We start from the raw sequence: 16,678 nt of genomic DNA, 5'->3' as shown, positions 1-16,678 counted from the left end.
ATTTCGACCGGAACATTCGCAGGCCCGTTGTCTGGTGGTTCATACGGGATCAAATGGAACGACAACATCCCGACCTGGTCCTGGGCACCCACCACGCCTTGCTGTACGCCGCGCGCTGTCCCAGTGATGACCAAACGCTCGAGACGCTGCGTGGGTGGGCGTTCGCCCGAGCCCGGGTATCCGGCGCGGCCGGGAGCCTGCTGCGTGAGGGCCCGGGCGAAATCGACGCAGGTCGGGTATCGCTGTTCCGGATCCTTTGCCAGCGCCCTGATCAGCACGGCGTCCAGATGCGCGAGATCGGGTCGGCGCTCTGAGATCCGCGGTGGTGGCGCACTGAGATGGTGGCTTAGCACCACGGCGCGATTTGAGTCTTGAAAGGGTGGGGCGCCGGTTAGTAGGTGAAAGGTCGTGGCAGCCAACGCATATTGATCCGCTCGGCCGTCAAGCGGCTTGCCCAAAAGTTGCTCAGGGGCCACGTAACTGATAGTTCCTATGGCGACGTTGGCCTCAGTGAGGTTGCTGACGTCATCGATTCTGCGAGCGATGCCGAAGTCGGTTAATAACACCCGGCGGCGGTGGCCGTCGACCGCGGTCACGAGGATGTTCTCAGGCTTGACGTCGCGATGGAGCAGACGATGATCATGACCGAAGTCGAGCGCATCAGCGACAGCTGTCACGATTTCCCAGACGTCTTCTTCTGGCATGCCGCGCGGGTTCCGCTCCCGAACCAGTCGACCTGCGTCGGCGCCGTCCACGTAGTCCATCGAGATCCAGAGCCGGCCGTTGAACTCACCACGATCGAGAACGCCGACGATATGTGGGTGCCACAGCGTCGCAGCCAATTCGGCCTCGCGATTGAATCTCGCGCGAAACTCCTCGTCGCGTGTTGAGGCCAACGACAAGATCTTCAGCGCGTCGTGACGAGGCAGACGAGGATGCTGGGCGAGGTAAACCTCACCCATACCACCAGTGCCGAGCAAGCGCTGAATAACGTAGCCAGCGAAGACCTCACCGTTGTTGAACGGCATGTCCGAAGCCTACAAACCGGCGTCGCCGAGAAGCGAATTCGGCCAACGAGCACTAGGACCCGAGTGGGGCCCTTGACGCGGTCAAGACGGGAGAGCGAAACCGCAGATAACAAGGGGTGCTGAATCGGGCCGAAACGTAACGAACAGGCAGCTCGCAAGCCATTTTGCCTGATAAAGCGTCCGGTTCGATTCCCGGCAGCTCCACTGAGAATGTGCTGTGCTCAACGTCAAGAGACTTGTGGGTTGGATTATGCCTAGGGTGAGCGGCTTTAATCGTCATACGACGGCAATGTCACGTCGTGCACGCCCGAGACCGCATCACGAGGAGCTCTCATGACCTATCGCCATCTTGCGTGGGTGCTCGGCGCACTGATGGTGGCGGCCATCGTTCCCGTCGAGGCGCATGGCCAACCGCCGACGAAGTGTCTGACCAACACCCCCACGGGCAAGCAGGTCTACGTGCCGTGCGATCTGCTCAACGCCGGCGCCAATTTCCCGCCGGGGCAGCGTTGTCCTCCACCGCTTGAGCAGTACCCGAAAGATGTGGCGGACTGGTGTGGCGAAGGCCCCGGCCTTGCGAGTCCCGCGCCCGCGAGTCCCCCGCCCGCGAGTCCCACGAGCCCAACAGGTCCGACGACCCCTGTGCGGCCTACGACCCCCGTGAGCCCAACGCGTTCTGCGACTCCGACGAGTTCTGCGACCCCGACGAGTTCTGTGACCCCGACGAGTTCTGCGACCCCGACGAGTTCTGTGACCCCGACGAGTTCTGTGACCCCGACGAGTCCCACGACCCCGACGAGTCCCACGAGCCCGGAGGTTCCGGACAGCGCGAGCTGACGACGTCCTGCATGAGGTGGCCAAGTGCGAGAGCGTCCATGCGCGGCAAAAGATTGCTTCCACTGATTGCCATCGCCGCGGGGCTGGCGGCATGTAGCAAGGCGACTCACACCACTACACCCGCCGGGCCGCCATCGATCACCAGCGAGCCCTTCGGTCAGGTGAGCGGGACACCCGTAAACCGCTACACGCTCATCAGCGGGCACGGCATGCGTGTGCGGGTCCTGAACTACGGCGGCATCATTCAGTCGATCGAGGTCCCCGACCGCACCGGGCGCAACGGCAATGTGGTGCTCGGCTTTCCGACGCTGGACGGCTACCTGAACAACACCGGATCCGCCAAAACGTATTTCGGTGCGATCATCGGCCGCTACGGCAACCGGATCGCCAAGGGAGCTTTCTCGTTGAACGGCAACGAGTATCGCCTGCCGATCAACAACAACGGCAACAGCCTGCACGGTGGCAGCGCGGGTTTTGACACGAAGGTGTGGCAAGCCAGCCAGCAGAACGGTAGCGACAGCGTGGGCCTGAAGCTCCAATATGTCAGTCCCGCAGGAGAAATGGGCTATCCCGGCACGCTGACGACAACCGTCACCTACACCGTGAACCAGAAAAACGAATTGCGCATCGACTACCACGCGACCACCGATGCGCCGACCGTGATCAACCTGACCAATCACAGCTATTTCAACCTGGCGGGTGAGGACACGCTCGACGTCTACGACCAGAAGGTCACCATTCGCGCCGACCACTACCTGCCAACCGATTCGACACAGATCCCGACCGGGCAGATTGCCTCGGTGCAGGGCACACCGTTCGATTTCACATCGCCCACCGCGATCGGCGCGCATATCAGTGCGAATGACCCGCAGCTGTTGCTGGCCCAGGGTTACGACCACAACTGGGTGATCAACCGCGGCAACAGCGCGGGGCTGGTGGAGGCAGCCAAGGCCGAGGATCCGCAGACAGGGCGCACGTTGACTGTCTCCACTACCGAGCCCGGGGTGCAGTTCTACACGTCCAATTTCATCGGCGGGGCGTTCACGGGCACCAGCGGGCATATCTACCGGCAGGGCGCGGGATTCACGATGGAGACCCAGCACTACCCGGATTCGCCAAATCAGCCGAACTTCCCGACCACGACGCTCAACCCTGGCCAGGCCTACGATTCGACAACGGTTTTTGCCTTCAGCACGGCGTAAGGTTCGACCATGAACGTCGCGGGCAGGGCCCCGGACATCCACTATGCCAAGAGCGGCGGCCTGAACATCGCGTTCTCGGTGATCGGCGAGGGGTCCGACCTCGTCGTCGCGCCCGGCTTCATCTCGCACCTCGACATCATGTGGGAGGAGCCGTCGGTCGCCCACTTCTACTCACGGCTCGCGTCCTTCCGGCGCGTCGTGATCTTCGATAAGCGGGGGACCGGCCTCTCTGATCCGACAACGCATGCGCCGACGTTGGAACAGTCCGTCGACGATATGCGCGCCGTCATGGACGCGGCCGGATGTGAAAGTGCCGACCTCGTGGGCATTTCGGAGGGCGGCACGATGGCGATGCTGATGACGGCCAGCCATCCCGAGCGCGTCAAGGCGCTCGCCCTCTACGGCACGTTCTCCCGCCTGCTCCAAGCGCCCGACTACCCGCTCGGCGTGACCGAGGAGCAGCTGTCGGCGTTGATCGAGCTAAGCGCCAAGGGCTGGGGTGAGGGCGTCGGACTGGGTGCGTGGGCCCCGAGTCGTCGGGGCGACGCCGGCCTGCGGGGGTGGTGGGCGCGGCTGCAGCGCGTCGCCGCCAGCCCGGGCATGGTCCGCAACATCTTCGCGCTCTATCCCCAGTTGGACATCCGCGACGTGCTGCCCGCGATCCAGGTGCCGACGCTCGTGCTGCACCGCCGGGGCGACCGCATGGTGAGGCTCGAGATGGGGCGCTACCTCGCCGACCGCATCCCCGGGTCTAAGTTCGTCGAACTCGACGGCACTGACCACCTGTTCTTCACGGGCGACGCCGACGCCTTGCTCGACGAGGTCGAGGAGTTCCTCACCGGCGTCCGTCCGGTGCCCGCGGTCGAGCGCGTCTTGGCCACCGTGCTGTTTACCGACATCGTCGACTCCACGAAGCGAGCGGTCGAGCTCGGCGACGAGCGATGGAAGGAGCTGCTCGGTAGGCACGACGCCCAGGTGCGGCGCCAGCTCGAGCGCTTCGGTGGCCGTGAGGTCAACACGACGGGCGACGGCTTCCTCGCCCGGTTCGATGGACCCGCCCGTGCAATCCGGTGTGCCATGGCGATCCGCGACATTCTGCGGAGCCTGGGTCTCGAGGTGCGGGCGGGCGTGCACACCGGCGAGGTCGAGCTGCGCGACGACGACATCAGCGGCATCGCCGTCCACATCGCGGCACGTGTGGCAGCAGCGGCCCGGGCGGGCGAGGTGCTCGTCTCGCGCATCGTCGTCGACCTGGTCGCCGGGTCGGGCCTCAGCTTTGCCGCTCGCGGCGAGCACACCCTCAAGGGTGTGGCGGGCGAGTGGGGGCTGTTCGCCGTCGAGGGTTGATATTTGGCGGCGAATCCCAAATCGTTTGTGTCTCAACGTCGATCGATGGGTGGTGGATTTCCTGAAAGTTCCGTCCGCCCCGACGGAATGTGGCAACGACAGCGGCCGGCACATCCTGCTCCAATAACGGCACGGACAGCCAGTCGCATGGGCGTACGTGCACCAAATCCACTGCCGCCGCGGTCTTGTCGGCGTCGTAGAGGTACGGCCCGCAGATGCGGCCTAGCCAGAACGACCCGTCGGTGTCGCGGGTCCACACGAACGAACCGTCGTCGAGCTCCGCGAATCGGGCGACCCGACGGACGAGGCGCTCCTCTTCGGCCGGCTGACTTACGCGTTGCCCGAACCCGCACACGCCGAGCCGGCGAGCGCGGTCGATGGCGGCTTGCGGATCGACGGCATCGTCGCGCGATCGCATCGGCGCGCGGTAGACGGCGACCAGGTCAGTTCCCCGCTTCGATGGCCGCGACTCGTGCGGCAGCGTCGGGTCCGCAGAAGCGCTGGAGGTCTACACCGCCACCGGCCAGCAGATCGTCGATGCGGCGCTTGAGGTCACCCGATGTGAGGTGGGCATACAGGCTCGCCCCCGGGCAAGAAGTCTGGGCAAGATCCCGGTGGCCCGCCAGTGTGTTGGTCGCGATGCCAAAGGTCCGCGCGGCCCAGGCGAATGCCAGAGCGGCGCCGCGCAGCTGGGCCTCCGACACGCCCTCCTGGTCGAAGTCCCCTTCGCAGAGGACCAGGAAATGGCCCGTCGTGTCGTAGTCCGTTGCGGTGTCGCCCGCTAGCTCGGTGCTCCGGAGTTCGTAGATGTTGCCGTTGCGGTCGACGCCGACGTGATAGGCGATGTCGATCCATCCGTGCTGGTCTTGGTGATAGCGCTGATCCTGTCTGAGGTGGCCCGGGGCGTTGCGGTTGTCGCCAAGGACCACGGCCTCGTGGTGGAGGGTCATGCGAGTGATCGTCTGGCGCTTGCCTCCCGGGTGGGCCGGACGCGCACCCCAGGCGTCGCGGCATAGCAACGGTGCTGAAGTGGAAGCGGTCAGCTTGACGCTCGACCGCGTAGAACTCGAGCAGGCGCCGACCATGGACGCCACGCCGACGCTGCCGGCCAGCCCAAGCAGCTGGCGGCGGCTGACGAAGTCCGGCCGCACATCGGGCCGGCCGGGCGGTGGCCCACACATCGTCTTCACCATACGGAGGAGGATCGCGCCAGAGTCGCTTGTCAGGAAATATCCACGGTCCGCATACGTTCCTTGGGAGCAGTTACTAGGATTCGGCGCATGGCACTGGCGAACGGTGCGATTTTCGCTGGCTATACCATTCAGCGACTGCTGGGGGCCGGTGGGATGGGGGAGGTTTATTTGGCCCATCATCCCAGGCTGCCGCGGCTGGACGCGCTGAAAATCCTTCCTGCGGCACTAACCGAGGACGGCGAGTTCCGGCAGCGATTCAACCGCGAAGCTGACCTGGCGGCCGCGCTGTGGCATCCGCACATCGTGGGCCTTCACGACCGCGGCGAGTTCGAAGGCCAGCTGTGGATCACCATGGATTACGTGGACGGGACCGACGCTGGGCGACTGCAACGGCAGCACTACCCAGACGGCCTCCCCGAATGGTACGCGACCGAGATTGTCACTGCCGTCGCTGATGCGCTCGACTATGCGCACCAGCGCAAGCTACTGCATCGCGACGTCAAACCGGCGAACATCCTGCTCACAGGGTCTGAGGTGGAACGGCACCGAATCCTTTTGGCTGACTTCGGTATTGCCCGGCGAACCGATGACATCAGCGGCCTGACTGCGACCAACATGACAGTCGGCTCGGTTGCATATGCGGCGCCCGAGCAATTGATGGGCGAGTCGATAGACGGGCGAGCTGACGAATATGCGTTGGCCGCCACTGCTTTCCACCTCCTAGCCGGTGCGCCTCCATTTCAGCATTCCAACCCTGCAGTCGTCATTAGCAGGCACCTCAATGCGCCCCCGCCGCGGCTAGCAGAGCGGCGCCCAGAGCTGGCGCGGCTAGACCCGGTGTTGTCGAAAGCCCTCGCGAAGAACCCTTCAGAACGCTACCCGCGATGCCTTGACTTCGCGCATGCGCTCAGAGCGTGCATCGCCGGCGCGGCCCCTTATCCAGATGCGAACCTTCCCAGCAACATTCGGCCGCTCGAAAGAGTGTCTGCTGTGGGCGGGCCAGCGGGCCAGGCGCCGATCACTCAGCCAGCGATGCCGTCCTCATATCACCGAACGATGCATGTTCCTTCGCCGCAACGGCCCGCGCTGCGTGCAGCCACGGTCGTACCAATGATCTTGGCGGTATTGCTGTTCGGTGCCGCAGGCTTCGCGGTCACGCAGGTTCTACGCCCGGCCCCGCAGCCTTCCACCGCCGCGCCGCAGTGGCAGCCGTACGTCGACTACGCCAAACAGTTCACGGTGTGGTTCACGAGTATCAGCGCTCAATCGGCTGATAGCGACATCCAGCGGATCCTCGACGGATCAACCGGGTCTTTCCACGATGACTTCGCTAATAGAAGATCCGACTTCAGGCAGACGCTCGTGAATTCAAACGTGTCAACCCAAGGAACCGTTAACAGCGCCGGCCTGGACTCCATCAATGGCACGACGGCGCACGTTCTGATAGCCGCGACATCCAAGGTCACTAATAACGCTGGCGCATCGCAAGATCCAAGAAGTTGGCGATTAGACGTGCAAGTCGAAAAAGCCGGCGACACGTACAAGGTGTCACGAGTGGACTTCGTGCAATGACCCGCGCCGGGCTACTGCGCGTCGGATGGTGGTTGCTCGTGGTTGCACTCGCCGTCTCGACCGTGAGTGCGGCAGCCGTGGGCGGGTGGCAGATGCAGGTCAAAAGCCGCCAACTGCCTCCCGTCGCTGACCAACCCGCCGATCGTCAGAACGCAACACAGGCGGCAAGTACCGGTACGGTGAAATTGTTGAGCTATTCGCCAGACACACTTGAACAAGACTTCAGCGCTGCCGAAGCGATGCTCACCGGCGACTTCCTCGCCTACTACAAGCAATTCTCAACTCAGGTTGTCATGCCAGCCGCTCGGGAAAAGCGCGTCACTACGTCTGCCACCGTTCTCCGCGCCGGCGTCGAATCCCTTGCCAGCCAGAATGCCTCGATACTTGTCTTCGTAAACCAATCGACCACCACGAAGGAGAAACCGTCGCCGTCAATCGCGACAAGCTCAGTGCGGGTAGGTCTTGTCAAGGTGAACGGAACCTGGCTCATCGCCAAATTCGACCCGCAATGATCGACGCACGGAGCTGCCCACCAAGGGATGAACAACGAAACACGAGATCGTTGCGAGCGCCGGGCGGGTGCATTCGCGCCAAGTTTTGAGAAGATCCAACCCGAGCGCGGAATCGAAGTAGCGCCAGTATGCCCCCCTTTTCGGGCGCAACTCTCGTAAGAGACATCCAGGCCAGCGGCCTCTAAACCCTTCTCAGCGGCTTCTCAGCGGTCTATCCATACGCTGGCGCTCCCATGTTTACAGCAACTTACTTTTGCCTACCAGGCGCACGCGTCGAGGTCTCGATTAGGTGACGCGGCAACTGGTTTGGACACCTGTTCCGGATGACACCGACGACTGTCACACGCAACCGACGAGCGGACGTGACCCGGCTCGATCGCTACGACCGGCCGAGCTTGCGCACGCCGCGGTGATGGGCGCCCTGTGCGCCGCGATAGCGATCATTGCGGTCATCCTTCCGCACGCGGGGGCGTTGGGACTGCTGGGCACTGTGCCGATGGGCCTGCTGAGCTACCGCTACAGGATCCGCGTTCTAATCACCGCAACCGTCGCCGCTAGTGTGATCGGCTTCCTGGTCGTCGGCATGAGCGGATTCGGGGCGGTGGCCCTGTGTGCCTATGTCGGCGGACTGGCCGGAATCGTGAAACGCCGCCGTCGGGGCACCCCAACGGTGCTCGCGACGTCCCTCGGCGCCGGTGTTGCCGTCGGTGTCGCGGTGGTCATCGCGTTGACGTTCCTGGTGCGGCTTCGGCATCTGATATTCCACACGATCACCGCCACGGTCGACGGGGTCGCCACGGCGATATCCCGCGTGCCGCACCTGCAGGCGGTCGCGCAAGACCTCAAGCAGTTCTCCGCCGACGCGCTGCAGTACTGGCAGTGGCTCGTCGTCGGATACGCCGTCATAGCGATCATGGGTGCCTCGTTGATCGGCTGGTGGGCGTTGTCACGAGTGCTGCTGCGCCTCAGGGGAATTCCCGATGTGCACAAACTGGATGCGCCGATCAACTCCGGGTCGATCGAGCCCATCCCGGTGCGGCTGGACGGGGTGCGCCTTCGCTACCCGCACACCGACCGCGATGCGCTGCGCGCCGTCAGCCTGGACGTGCGGGCGGGCGAACACGTGGCCGTCACCGGTGCCAATGGTTCGGGGAAAACCACACTGATGCTGATCCTGGCCGGCCGCGAACCGACATCGGGCACCGTCGAACGCCCAGGCGCGGTGGGCCTCGGTCAACTCGGTGGCACCGCCGTCGTCATGCAACATCCGGAAAGCCAGGTGCTCGGCACGCGCGTCGCCGACGACGTGGTCTGGGGATTGCCGCCCGGCAAGAGCATTGATATCGAACGGTTGCTCGGTGAGGTGGGGCTGGCCGGCCTCGCCGAACGCGACACCGGCGGCCTGTCCGGCGGTGAACTGCAGCGCTTGGCCGTGGCCGCGGCGCTGGCGCGAGAGCCCGCGCTGCTCATCGCCGACGAGGTCACCAGCATGGTCGACCAGCGCGGCCGCGACACACTGCTCGCCGTGTTGTCCGGTCTGACCGACCGTCACCGAACTGCCCTGGTGCACATCACCCACTACGACAACGAAGCCGAGCACGCCGACCGCACGATCGACCTCAGCGACTCGGCGGACAACACTGCAATGGTCGAAGCCGCAAGGGCGCCGGCCCCGACAGCCGCCGTCGTACACCGATCAAACGCCCCGGTGCTCGAACTCAACGGTGTCAGCCACCAATATGGCAGTGGCACGCCGTGGGCGCAGACCGCGCTACGCGATATCAGCTTCGCGGTCCACGAGGGCGACGGGCTGCTGATCCACGGCGACAACGGCTCGGGCAAGTCGACACTGGCTTGGATCATGGCCGGGTTGACGGTGCCGACCACCGGCACGTGTCTGGTCAACGAGCGACCCGCCGCGGAGCAGGTTGGCACGGTCGCGCTCCAATTTCAGGCCGCCCGGCTGCAATTGATGCGCAGCCGTGTCGACCTCGAAGTTGCTGCGGCAGCGGGCTTTTCACCCGACGATCACGACCGGGTGATCGAGGCGCTGGCGGCCGTCGGCCTGGACGCCGCCCTGGCGAAGCGGCGCATCGACCACCTCAGCGGCGGCCAGATGCGCCGAGTGGTGCTAGCCGGATTGCTGGCCCGGTCGCCACGGGTATTGATCCTCGACGAGCCACTGGCGGGCCTCGACGCGGCCAGCCAGCGCGGACTGGTGCGCCTGCTCGCGGATCGGCGGCGTGAGACCGGCCTGACCGTGGTGGTCATCTCGCACGACTTCGCCGGCCTGGAGGAACTGTGCCCGCGAATCCTGCACCTGCGAGACGGTCGGCTGGAATCGGCGTCGCCGCATGCGCGGGGGACCAACGAGACGGCCACCCCGCCGGCCAAGCCGACCAGCCGCCAACGGCGCCCCGTTGTGCTGCTGCGCCCGGTGCCTGGACGCTCCGCGATGCACGACTTGTGGGCTGGCACCAAACTGCTTGCCGTTGGCGCCATTTCGGTGTTGCTGACCATCAACCCGGGTTGGGTAGCGATCGGACTTGTCGGCGCGCTGGTGCTCGCGGGAGCCCGGGTAGCACGCATTCCCAGAGGCGCGCTGCCGTCGGTGCCGCGCTGGCTTCCGATCCTGCTGGTCGTCGTCGGCGCCACCGCGGCGACGGCCGGCGGCCTGTTGGATTTCCTGCGCTTGACGGCGCTCTCGGTCGTGTTGCTCGGCCTGGGCGCGCTGGTGTCGTGGACGACCAATGTCGCCGAAATCGCGCCGGCGGTCGCCACTCTGGGTCGCCGGCTGCGACCGTTGCGGATCCCGGTCGACGATTGGGCGGTGGCATTGGGGCTCGCACTGCGTACCTTCCCGATGCTGATAAACGAGTTCCGCGTGCTCTACGCCGCTCGCCGGTTGCGGCCCAGACAAACACCGCGAACCCGCGGGGCCCGCGTCCGGCAACTGGCGGCAGACGTGATCGACCTGGTCGTCGCGGTCATCACCGTGACGCTGCGGCGCGCCGACGAGATGGGCGACGCCATCACCGCCCGCGGCGGCACGGGCCAGATCTCGGCAGGCCCATCGCGGCCGAAACGGGCCGACTGGGTGGCACTCTCGATCGTCACGGCGGTGTGTGCGGCCGCCTTGACGGCGGGGCTGGTGCTGGGCGTCTGAAGGCCAGAGGTACTCAGCGCCTGACCAGGCCGCCAATGTGGTAGACACGCGCTATGTCCGCGGTGGGCGACGATCGATTGCTAGCTCCGGGCGAGACGTGCTGGCGGATTGAGCGCGCCGATCAGTTCGCCTACATCATCGACGGGGCCGATTACTTCAGGCACGTCAAGGCGGCGATGCTGCGCGCCCACCACCGAATAGTCCTGGCCGGGTGGGATTTCGACGCCCGGACGACGTTCGAGCGAGGCGCCAAGACGCTTACCGGCCCCAACCAGCTGGGCGCCTTCCTGTATTGGATGCTGCGGAAGCGACCGGCACTCGACATCTACGTGCTGAAGTCCAACCTGCGCCTGCTCCCGGCCTTTGACGGCATCTGGTTCGGCGTCACCCCGGTGGCGCTGCTGAATCAGATCAGCAGCAAGCGGATGCATCTCGCCATCGACGGCGCGCATCCGATCGGCGCTGTCCATCACCAGAAGATCGTGGTCATCGACGATGCGGTCGCGTTCTGCGGCGGCGTCGACCTCACCCTTGACCGATGGGATACGCGTGCGCATCAGCACCACAGTCGCGGCCGTCGGACGATGGGGCGCAGGTATGGGCCGCGGCACGAGGTCGCCGCCGCGGTTGACGGTGCGGCGGCCCGCGCGCTCGGTGAGCAGGCACGGACCCGGTGGCTGACCGCGACGGGGCAGTCGTTGGAGCCAGTCGACCCGAAGCACGTCACCTGGCCGCGCGGGCTGGAAGTTACTCTGCGCAACGTCGACGTCGGGATCGCGCGGACGCTTCCGGAACTCGAGGACCGCCGCGAGGTGCGGGAAGTGGAGGCCCTCAACCTTGCGGCCATCGCGGCGGCCCGCGACACCATCTACCTGGAGAACCAATATCTTGCGGCCCGGCGGCTCGTCGATGCGCTTGCCGCTCGACTCAGCGAAGCCGACGGCCCGGAGATCGTCATCGTCATTCCGCGCCGGGGCAACAATCCCCTCGAGCGGGGAACGATGGACAGCGCGCGGCACCGGCTCATTCAAATCCTGTGGGCCGCCGACGAGCATCGCCGATTGGGTGTCTATTGGCCGGTAACCGATGGCGGTGAACCGATTTACGTCCACTCGAAGGTGCTGATCATCGACGATCGATTACTGCGCATCGGCTCGTCCAATCTCAACAACCGGTCGCTGGGCTTCGACAGCGAGTGCGACATCGCCATCGAGGCGGAATCGAATAATCCGCACCACGATGGCATCCGCCGCCAAATCACTTCGGTGCGGCATGAATTGGTGTCAGAACACCTCGGCGTGTCCGTCGACGAGCTCGAGAGCGCGGTGGTCGAGTGCGGGTCGTTCGTCAAGGCCATCGAGACGTTGCGGGGGGACGGCAAGACGTTGCGACCCGTCACCGAGGAGACGGTGGCCGGTGAGGCGAGTCCGCTGGCGGAGAACGACCTGATGGACCCCGATCATGTCCCGCGGTCACTGGCCCGGAGCGTGCAACGGTTCATCGCCGGATTCAGGGATTGACCGAACTACCGGCGTAATACCTTGGCGCGCAGTCGTTTCAGGTGCCTCCGCCCACCAGGTTGTTGTTCTGGGGGCAGTAGGTCTGAACCGAGATTGTCACGTAGGTGTTGGCCGAGTCGGCGAGTCCAGGATTACTGGCGCGAAAGGCCGCGGTGATCTGCGGCACCGAGACCCCTCGGCCGATGTCGCTGCACACCAGCTTGCCGTTCGCGATGGCGGCGTCGGGATTTGCGAATGAGATCCCTCGGTCATTGAGCGCCTGAATGTATTTGTTGTCCTGATCCGGGGTGGACACGATCGACGAGGGGCCGGCCGACGGCGGTGCACCCGTTGACCCAGGAGTCGCGCCGCCCTTCGGCGTAGCCGGTGCGGCCGGCTTCGGCGCAGCCTTGTTATCGCCGGTCAACAGCGAACGCCCGAACACGATCGCCCCCGCGAGAACCAGACCGGCCGCGACGAGCGCAGCCGCGATACGCCAAGTGGCACGCCATGATTGGCGGTCGCCCGCCCGGCCGAGTTGTCCGTCGTCGTCGCGACGGTCGTCGCCGCCGCTTTCGCCGTCGCCGTCATCGTTGCTTGACCACGCCAGCTCGGCCGCATCAGGCGCTGCGGAATTGGGTACGGCGACGGTCTCGTCATTGTTGAGTCCGACGGTCTTATCGCCCGCCGGGCCCGGCTCGGCCATGACGGTCATGGTAGCCATCGCCCGCTATGCGCCGCCACCCGCAACGATTTGTGTGATCGAGTCGGGCGCCACGCCCAATCCCCGCAGGCAGAATCGCAGCGCGCGGTTGCGAACGTCGGCGCGCGCGCACTGGCCCGTTGCCCGCTGGCGGTGAGTGTGTCCCCACACGACGCCGTGAATCGACTTCGCGGCCGTCGCCGGAAGGATGTCACGAAACACGCCGAGTTCCAGACCGCGCTGAAGCTGCTCGATGAGTGGCTCCAGAATCGCGTTGTACGCGGGCGACACCAGCTCGGGCGTAGAGGACATCGCGGCCTGGGCCTCCAGGGCAACCTGGCGCACTTCCGAATCGATGTTCTCGTCGAAGGCGAGGTCGAGTCGACCCTCGATCCAGGCGGCCACCGCCGCGGCGGGGGTGGAGGCCGCAGCCATCTTCGTTCTCAGGCGCAGCACCTCATCGCGTGTCACCTCCAGAAACAGCGCCGCAACCAGCTGGTTCTTTGATTCGAAATGCCGGTAGAACGCGCGAGTGCTGAGCTGCGCGCGGTCCAGGACCGCCGCCACGCTCAGCCCCTGGACTCCCTGCTCGCGGACGGTTTTCGACGCGGCGGCCACGATGGCGCGACGCACATCGGGGTCGGGGGCGAGCTTGTTTCCCCGCCGCGTGACTGGACGGCTCGCGTAACCATGCCGACGAGTGAGCGGGTCCCCCTGATCCGTCATCAACACCCAAAGGTAATCCTCTCCATTCGCGGATCCCACCTTCCTCGTTTGCCGTCGCGCTAGGCTGCGGCCATGTCGATCGACCGTGCCGGGCTTGTCGCGGGCACCATCCGGCTCGCTTCGGGCGTCCATTTCCTCGTCGACCCGCTGGGTGCGAATCGGCTGTGGGGTGATAGCGAAGAGCCGACGGCGACGGCGCGCCTGCTACTGCGATCGATGGGCTATCGCGACGCCCTGATCGGCGGTCTGCTTGCGACGGCGGCGCTGCGTGGCAAGAACACCCGGGGCTGGTTCCTCGCCTCCGGTGGCGCCGACGCGGCCGACCTGATCGGCGGCCTAAGCGTCCACGACGAACTCAAGCGCCCCCAGCAGCTCATCGGCCTCGGTGGCGCGGTCATCGGCATCGGCGTCGGACTGTGGGGCGCTACCCGTCGCAGACCGAAGCGTCAGCGAACGGCGTCGCCGATCAGCGACCAGTAACACCTTTCGCGCTCGGTCATTTCGTTCGACGTGATCGTGCCGAAAGCCGCGGCCTCGCGCGCGAAGGTGTCGGGCGCATCGGGCAGTGCGTCCGGGCCCTCGAGGCGAAAGCAACTCGGTGCCAGCGGTCCGAAAAGCAGAGCGCGGCGCAGCTGCGGCCAGTTATCCAGCCGCGGCTCGACGCCGGCGGCCCGGGCGAAAGTGATCGCCACCAGGTTCATTTGCGTTTTCTGCGGCGAACCCCTTGTGGCGCGATAAGCATCGATCGCCAGCCGCTGGTTGATCTCGCTGCTTGCCGGGATCGTCCCGCCCCACGTGTATGCGATCCACCTGGCTTGCAGTTCGAGTGGCACGAAGTATCCGCCCGACTGGTCCCACATGCCCACAAACGCCAGCCCCGGAAGGTCGGGATGAAAGGTGTAGCGGTCGGCGTCCATGTGCTGGGAGTCGAGGTCGAGGGTGACCCGGATTTCGTCACTGAGAAACGGCAGCGACAGATGGAAGCCGGTGCCCAACACCATCGCGTCGAACTCCTCGGCATGTTCGTCGAGGAAAGTGACCGTCGCGCCCGACACGGATTTCATCCATGGCCGCACCGTGATTCGGCCCTCTGCCACGAGCGGAAGGTAGTGCTGGTTGAGCGTGACACCAGCGGCGAACAAAGACGGGTCGGGCGCCGGCGCGCCGTACTGCTCGGGGCTGCCCGCCGCCTCGATCACGATCTCCTTAAGCTGCCTTTCCGTCTCGGCCGCTGGAAGCGCCTCGTTCGCCAGGACTCCGTATCGGGTGTAGAGGCGATGGTCGGAGGGAACGCCGGCGGCGAACTTGGGTGCGACGTACCTCTGCCGCCGCTGGGTGACGACGACGTGTGCGCCGAGTTGGGTGAGTTCCGCCGCGATCTCAAGGGCACTGATCGCGCAGCCTGCCACCAGGACGCGCTTGTCGCGATACGCGCCGCCGTCTCGATAGTGGTAGCTGGAGATGGCTCGCAGGGAGCCGGAGAAGTTGTCGAGTCCTGGAAGGGGTGGGATCGCCGGGGTGTGGAACCTGCCGCTCGCCACCACCACCCGGTCAAAGGGCTCGTCGCCGCCGGCGTGACGCACGAGCCACTTCGCTGCGTCCCGACTGATCAGTTCGACCCTAGTGCCCAGCCGGATGCGCGAGGTGAGCCCAAATGTTTGGGCGTAGCGCTGCAGGTAGTCGAGAATTTCGCGGTTGGGCAGGTAAACGTGGTTGTTCGCGTGCTCGAGGTCGCTGAAGGCCGTCACGGTACGACTGCTGTTGGTGTACATGGCCGGCCATACGCCGCTGCGACCATCCAGGCCCGTCCACTGGCCACCAAGCGACGGCCCCTGCTCGAAGATCGTGGGTTCGAATCCCTGCGACAGCAGCCATCGAGCCGCAATCAGCCCGCCGGGTCCGGCACCGACGATGGCGACGCTTTCCGGGCTCCTCGTCACCTCCGGAACTGTCCCACGACTCGAACTGCTTCGCGATGACTTTCGCGCACCTGCGGTCTGCCGGAATGAAACGCGCCCCGATGCGGTTGACTGTCACCGTTCAACGACGATGGGAGCGGACATGGGTTTCGGGGTGCTGACTTTTGTCACCGATGAGGGCATTGGCCCGGCGGAGCTGGGTGAGGCGCTCGAGGAGCGCGGGTTCGAGTCGCTCTTCCTCGCCGAGCACTCGCACATCCCGGTGGACGCGAAGACCCCGTATCCGGCCGGCGGTCCGATTCCCCCGAAGTACTACCGGACCCTAGATCCGTTCGTGGCGCTGACGGCGGCGGCCGTCGCCACCGAGAACCTTACCCTTGGCACCGGTATCGCCTTGCTTCCGCAGCGCGACCCGATCCTGACGGCCAAAGAGGTGGCGTCGCTGGATCTGGTGTCGCAGGGACGGTTCCGCTTCGGCGTGGGTGTCGGTTGGTTCCGCGAGGAAATCGCCAACCACGGTGTCGATCCCTCGGTGCGGGGACGCGTCTCCGAAGAGCGGTTGCGCGCGATGATCGAGATCTGGACGAACGAAAAAGCCGAATTCCATGGGGAATTCGTGAACTTCGATCCCATCTACAGCTGGCCCAAGCCCCTGACGAAGCCCTATCCGCCGTTGTACCTCGGCGGTGGGCCGGCGAACTTCAAGCGCATCGCCGGGCTAAAGGCCGGCTGGATCTCCCTGAGCCCGTCGGCGGACCTGTTGTCGGCCCCGCTCGAGGAATTGCGGGCAGTCGCCGATCACGACGTGCCCGTCATCCACGTCCACATGGGCGAGGAATGGGAGGCGAAAGATCTCGAGGGCTACCGCGACCTCGGCGTCGATCATGTTCTGGTGGAGCTGCCCACCGAGCCCCGCGATCAGACGCTTCGCCGTTTGGACGAGCTGCAGGCGGAATTCGACAAACTGGCGTAAA

At 65.4% G+C, this 16,678-nt stretch carries 14 protein-coding genes; 8 read left to right on the top strand and 6 right to left on the bottom strand.

Features of this window, described 5'->3' with window-relative positions; translation table 11 throughout:
• Positions 1-1,028 (bottom strand): serine/threonine-protein kinase (locus A5745_RS18820; protein WP_139329689.1); only part of this gene is annotated, 1,028 nt, incomplete at its 3' end.
• 998 nt (positions 1,029-2,026) lie between these two features.
• On the opposite strand from A5745_RS18820, the gene A5745_RS18815 reads away from it, so the two are divergent.
• Positions 2,027-3,067: an aldose epimerase family protein gene (locus A5745_RS18815; RefSeq protein WP_240563012.1), complete on the top strand. Its 1,041-nt coding sequence runs from the start codon at positions 2,027-2,029 to the stop codon at positions 3,065-3,067.
• A gap of 9 nt (positions 3,068-3,076) precedes the next feature.
• Positions 3,077-4,414, top strand: a complete 1,338-nt coding sequence (locus A5745_RS18810; RefSeq protein WP_076118016.1) for an adenylate/guanylate cyclase domain-containing protein — start codon at positions 3,077-3,079, stop codon at positions 4,412-4,414.
• Here the strand turns inward: A5745_RS18810 and A5745_RS18805 are convergent.
• Entirely contained in the window at positions 4,368-4,856 is a 489-nt protein-coding gene (locus A5745_RS18805; RefSeq protein ID WP_076118014.1) for a GAF domain-containing protein, read from the bottom strand. The genes A5745_RS18810 and A5745_RS18805 overlap by 47 nt on opposite strands.
• Position 4,857: 1 nt before the next feature.
• Positions 4,858-5,607, bottom strand: a complete 750-nt coding sequence (locus tag A5745_RS18800; RefSeq protein WP_254848618.1) for a peptidoglycan recognition family protein — start codon at positions 5,605-5,607, stop codon at positions 4,858-4,860.
• An 87-nt stretch (positions 5,608-5,694) separates the two neighbouring features.
• On the opposite strand from A5745_RS18800, the gene A5745_RS18795 reads away from it, so the two are divergent.
• The 4 genes from A5745_RS18795 (at position 5,695) to A5745_RS18780 (ending at position 12,377) form a co-directional block, all read left to right on the top strand.
• The gene (locus A5745_RS18795) at positions 5,695-7,179 is read left to right on the top strand and encodes a serine/threonine-protein kinase (RefSeq protein WP_076118012.1); all 1,485 of its coding nucleotides are present in this window, start codon (positions 5,695-5,697) and stop codon (positions 7,177-7,179) included.
• Positions 7,176-7,691: a hypothetical protein gene (locus A5745_RS18790; protein WP_076060746.1), complete on the top strand. Its 516-nt coding sequence runs from the start codon at positions 7,176-7,178 to the stop codon at positions 7,689-7,691. Before A5745_RS18795 ends, A5745_RS18790 begins: the two co-directional genes overlap by 4 nt.
• Positions 7,692-8,103: 412 nt before the next feature.
• Positions 8,104-10,857: a DUF2232 domain-containing protein gene (locus A5745_RS18785; RefSeq protein WP_076118010.1), complete on the top strand. Its 2,754-nt coding sequence runs from the start codon at positions 8,104-8,106 to the stop codon at positions 10,855-10,857.
• A gap of 53 nt (positions 10,858-10,910) precedes the next feature.
• A complete protein-coding gene (locus tag A5745_RS18780) occupies positions 10,911-12,377 on the top strand; it encodes a phospholipase D-like domain-containing protein (RefSeq protein ID WP_175879855.1) in 1,467 nt (488 codons plus the stop codon).
• A gap of 37 nt (positions 12,378-12,414) precedes the next feature.
• Here the strand turns inward: A5745_RS18780 and A5745_RS18775 are convergent, their stop codons facing one another.
• Positions 12,415-13,062 (bottom strand): DUF732 domain-containing protein, encoded by a 648-nt coding sequence (locus A5745_RS18775; RefSeq protein WP_170874467.1) that lies wholly within the window; start codon positions 13,060-13,062, stop codon positions 12,415-12,417.
• 24 nt (positions 13,063-13,086) lie between these two features.
• Entirely contained in the window at positions 13,087-13,785 is a 699-nt protein-coding gene (locus tag A5745_RS18770; RefSeq protein ID WP_083662986.1) for a TetR/AcrR family transcriptional regulator, read from the bottom strand.
• Positions 13,786-13,857: 72 nt separating this feature from the next.
• Here A5745_RS18770 and A5745_RS18765 point away from each other — a divergent pair, with 72 nt between their 5' ends.
• Positions 13,858-14,265, top strand: a complete 408-nt coding sequence (locus tag A5745_RS18765; protein ID WP_076118007.1) for a DUF4267 domain-containing protein — start codon at positions 13,858-13,860, stop codon at positions 14,263-14,265.
• Here A5745_RS18765 and A5745_RS18760 read toward each other — a convergent pair.
• Positions 14,232-15,725: an NAD(P)/FAD-dependent oxidoreductase gene (locus A5745_RS18760; protein WP_076118005.1), complete on the bottom strand. Its 1,494-nt coding sequence runs from the start codon at positions 15,723-15,725 to the stop codon at positions 14,232-14,234. The genes A5745_RS18765 and A5745_RS18760 overlap by 34 nt on opposite strands.
• A gap of 121 nt (positions 15,726-15,846) precedes the next feature.
• On the opposite strand from A5745_RS18760, the gene A5745_RS18755 reads away from it, so the two are divergent.
• Positions 15,847-16,677: an LLM class F420-dependent oxidoreductase gene (locus A5745_RS18755; RefSeq protein ID WP_076118003.1), complete on the top strand. Its 831-nt coding sequence runs from the start codon at positions 15,847-15,849 to the stop codon at positions 16,675-16,677.
• Position 16,678 lies beyond the last annotated feature (1 nt).

Origin of the sequence: Mycobacterium sp. IS-2888 (genome assembly GCF_001954215.1) — a bacterium.
Lineage (GTDB): Bacteria > Actinomycetota > Actinomycetes > Mycobacteriales > Mycobacteriaceae > Mycobacterium.
Note: the sequence above shows the minus strand (reverse complement) of the source record. Positions and strands in the feature narration are given on the sequence as shown.

Coding starts and splice junctions, on each gene's coding strand:
- A5745_RS18810 (WP_076118016.1), top strand. CDS start 3,077: ATGAACGTCGCGGGCAGGGCCCCGGACATCCACTATGCCAAGAGCGGC.
- A5745_RS18800 (WP_254848618.1), bottom strand. CDS start 5,607: ATGGTGAAGACGATGTGTGGGCCACCGCCCGGCCGGCCCGATGTGCGG.
- A5745_RS18795 (WP_076118012.1), top strand. CDS start 5,695: ATGGCACTGGCGAACGGTGCGATTTTCGCTGGCTATACCATTCAGCGA.
- A5745_RS18790 (WP_076060746.1), top strand. CDS start 7,176: ATGACCCGCGCCGGGCTACTGCGCGTCGGATGGTGGTTGCTCGTGGTT.
- A5745_RS18785 (WP_076118010.1), top strand. CDS start 8,104: ATGGGCGCCCTGTGCGCCGCGATAGCGATCATTGCGGTCATCCTTCCG.
- A5745_RS18780 (WP_175879855.1), top strand. CDS start 10,911: ATGTCCGCGGTGGGCGACGATCGATTGCTAGCTCCGGGCGAGACGTGC.
- A5745_RS18775 (WP_170874467.1), bottom strand. CDS start 13,062: ATGGCCGAGCCGGGCCCGGCGGGCGATAAGACCGTCGGACTCAACAAT.
- A5745_RS18770 (WP_083662986.1), bottom strand. CDS start 13,785: ATGACGGATCAGGGGGACCCGCTCACTCGTCGGCATGGTTACGCGAGC.
- A5745_RS18765 (WP_076118007.1), top strand. CDS start 13,858: ATGTCGATCGACCGTGCCGGGCTTGTCGCGGGCACCATCCGGCTCGCT.
- A5745_RS18755 (WP_076118003.1), top strand. CDS start 15,847: ATGGGTTTCGGGGTGCTGACTTTTGTCACCGATGAGGGCATTGGCCCG.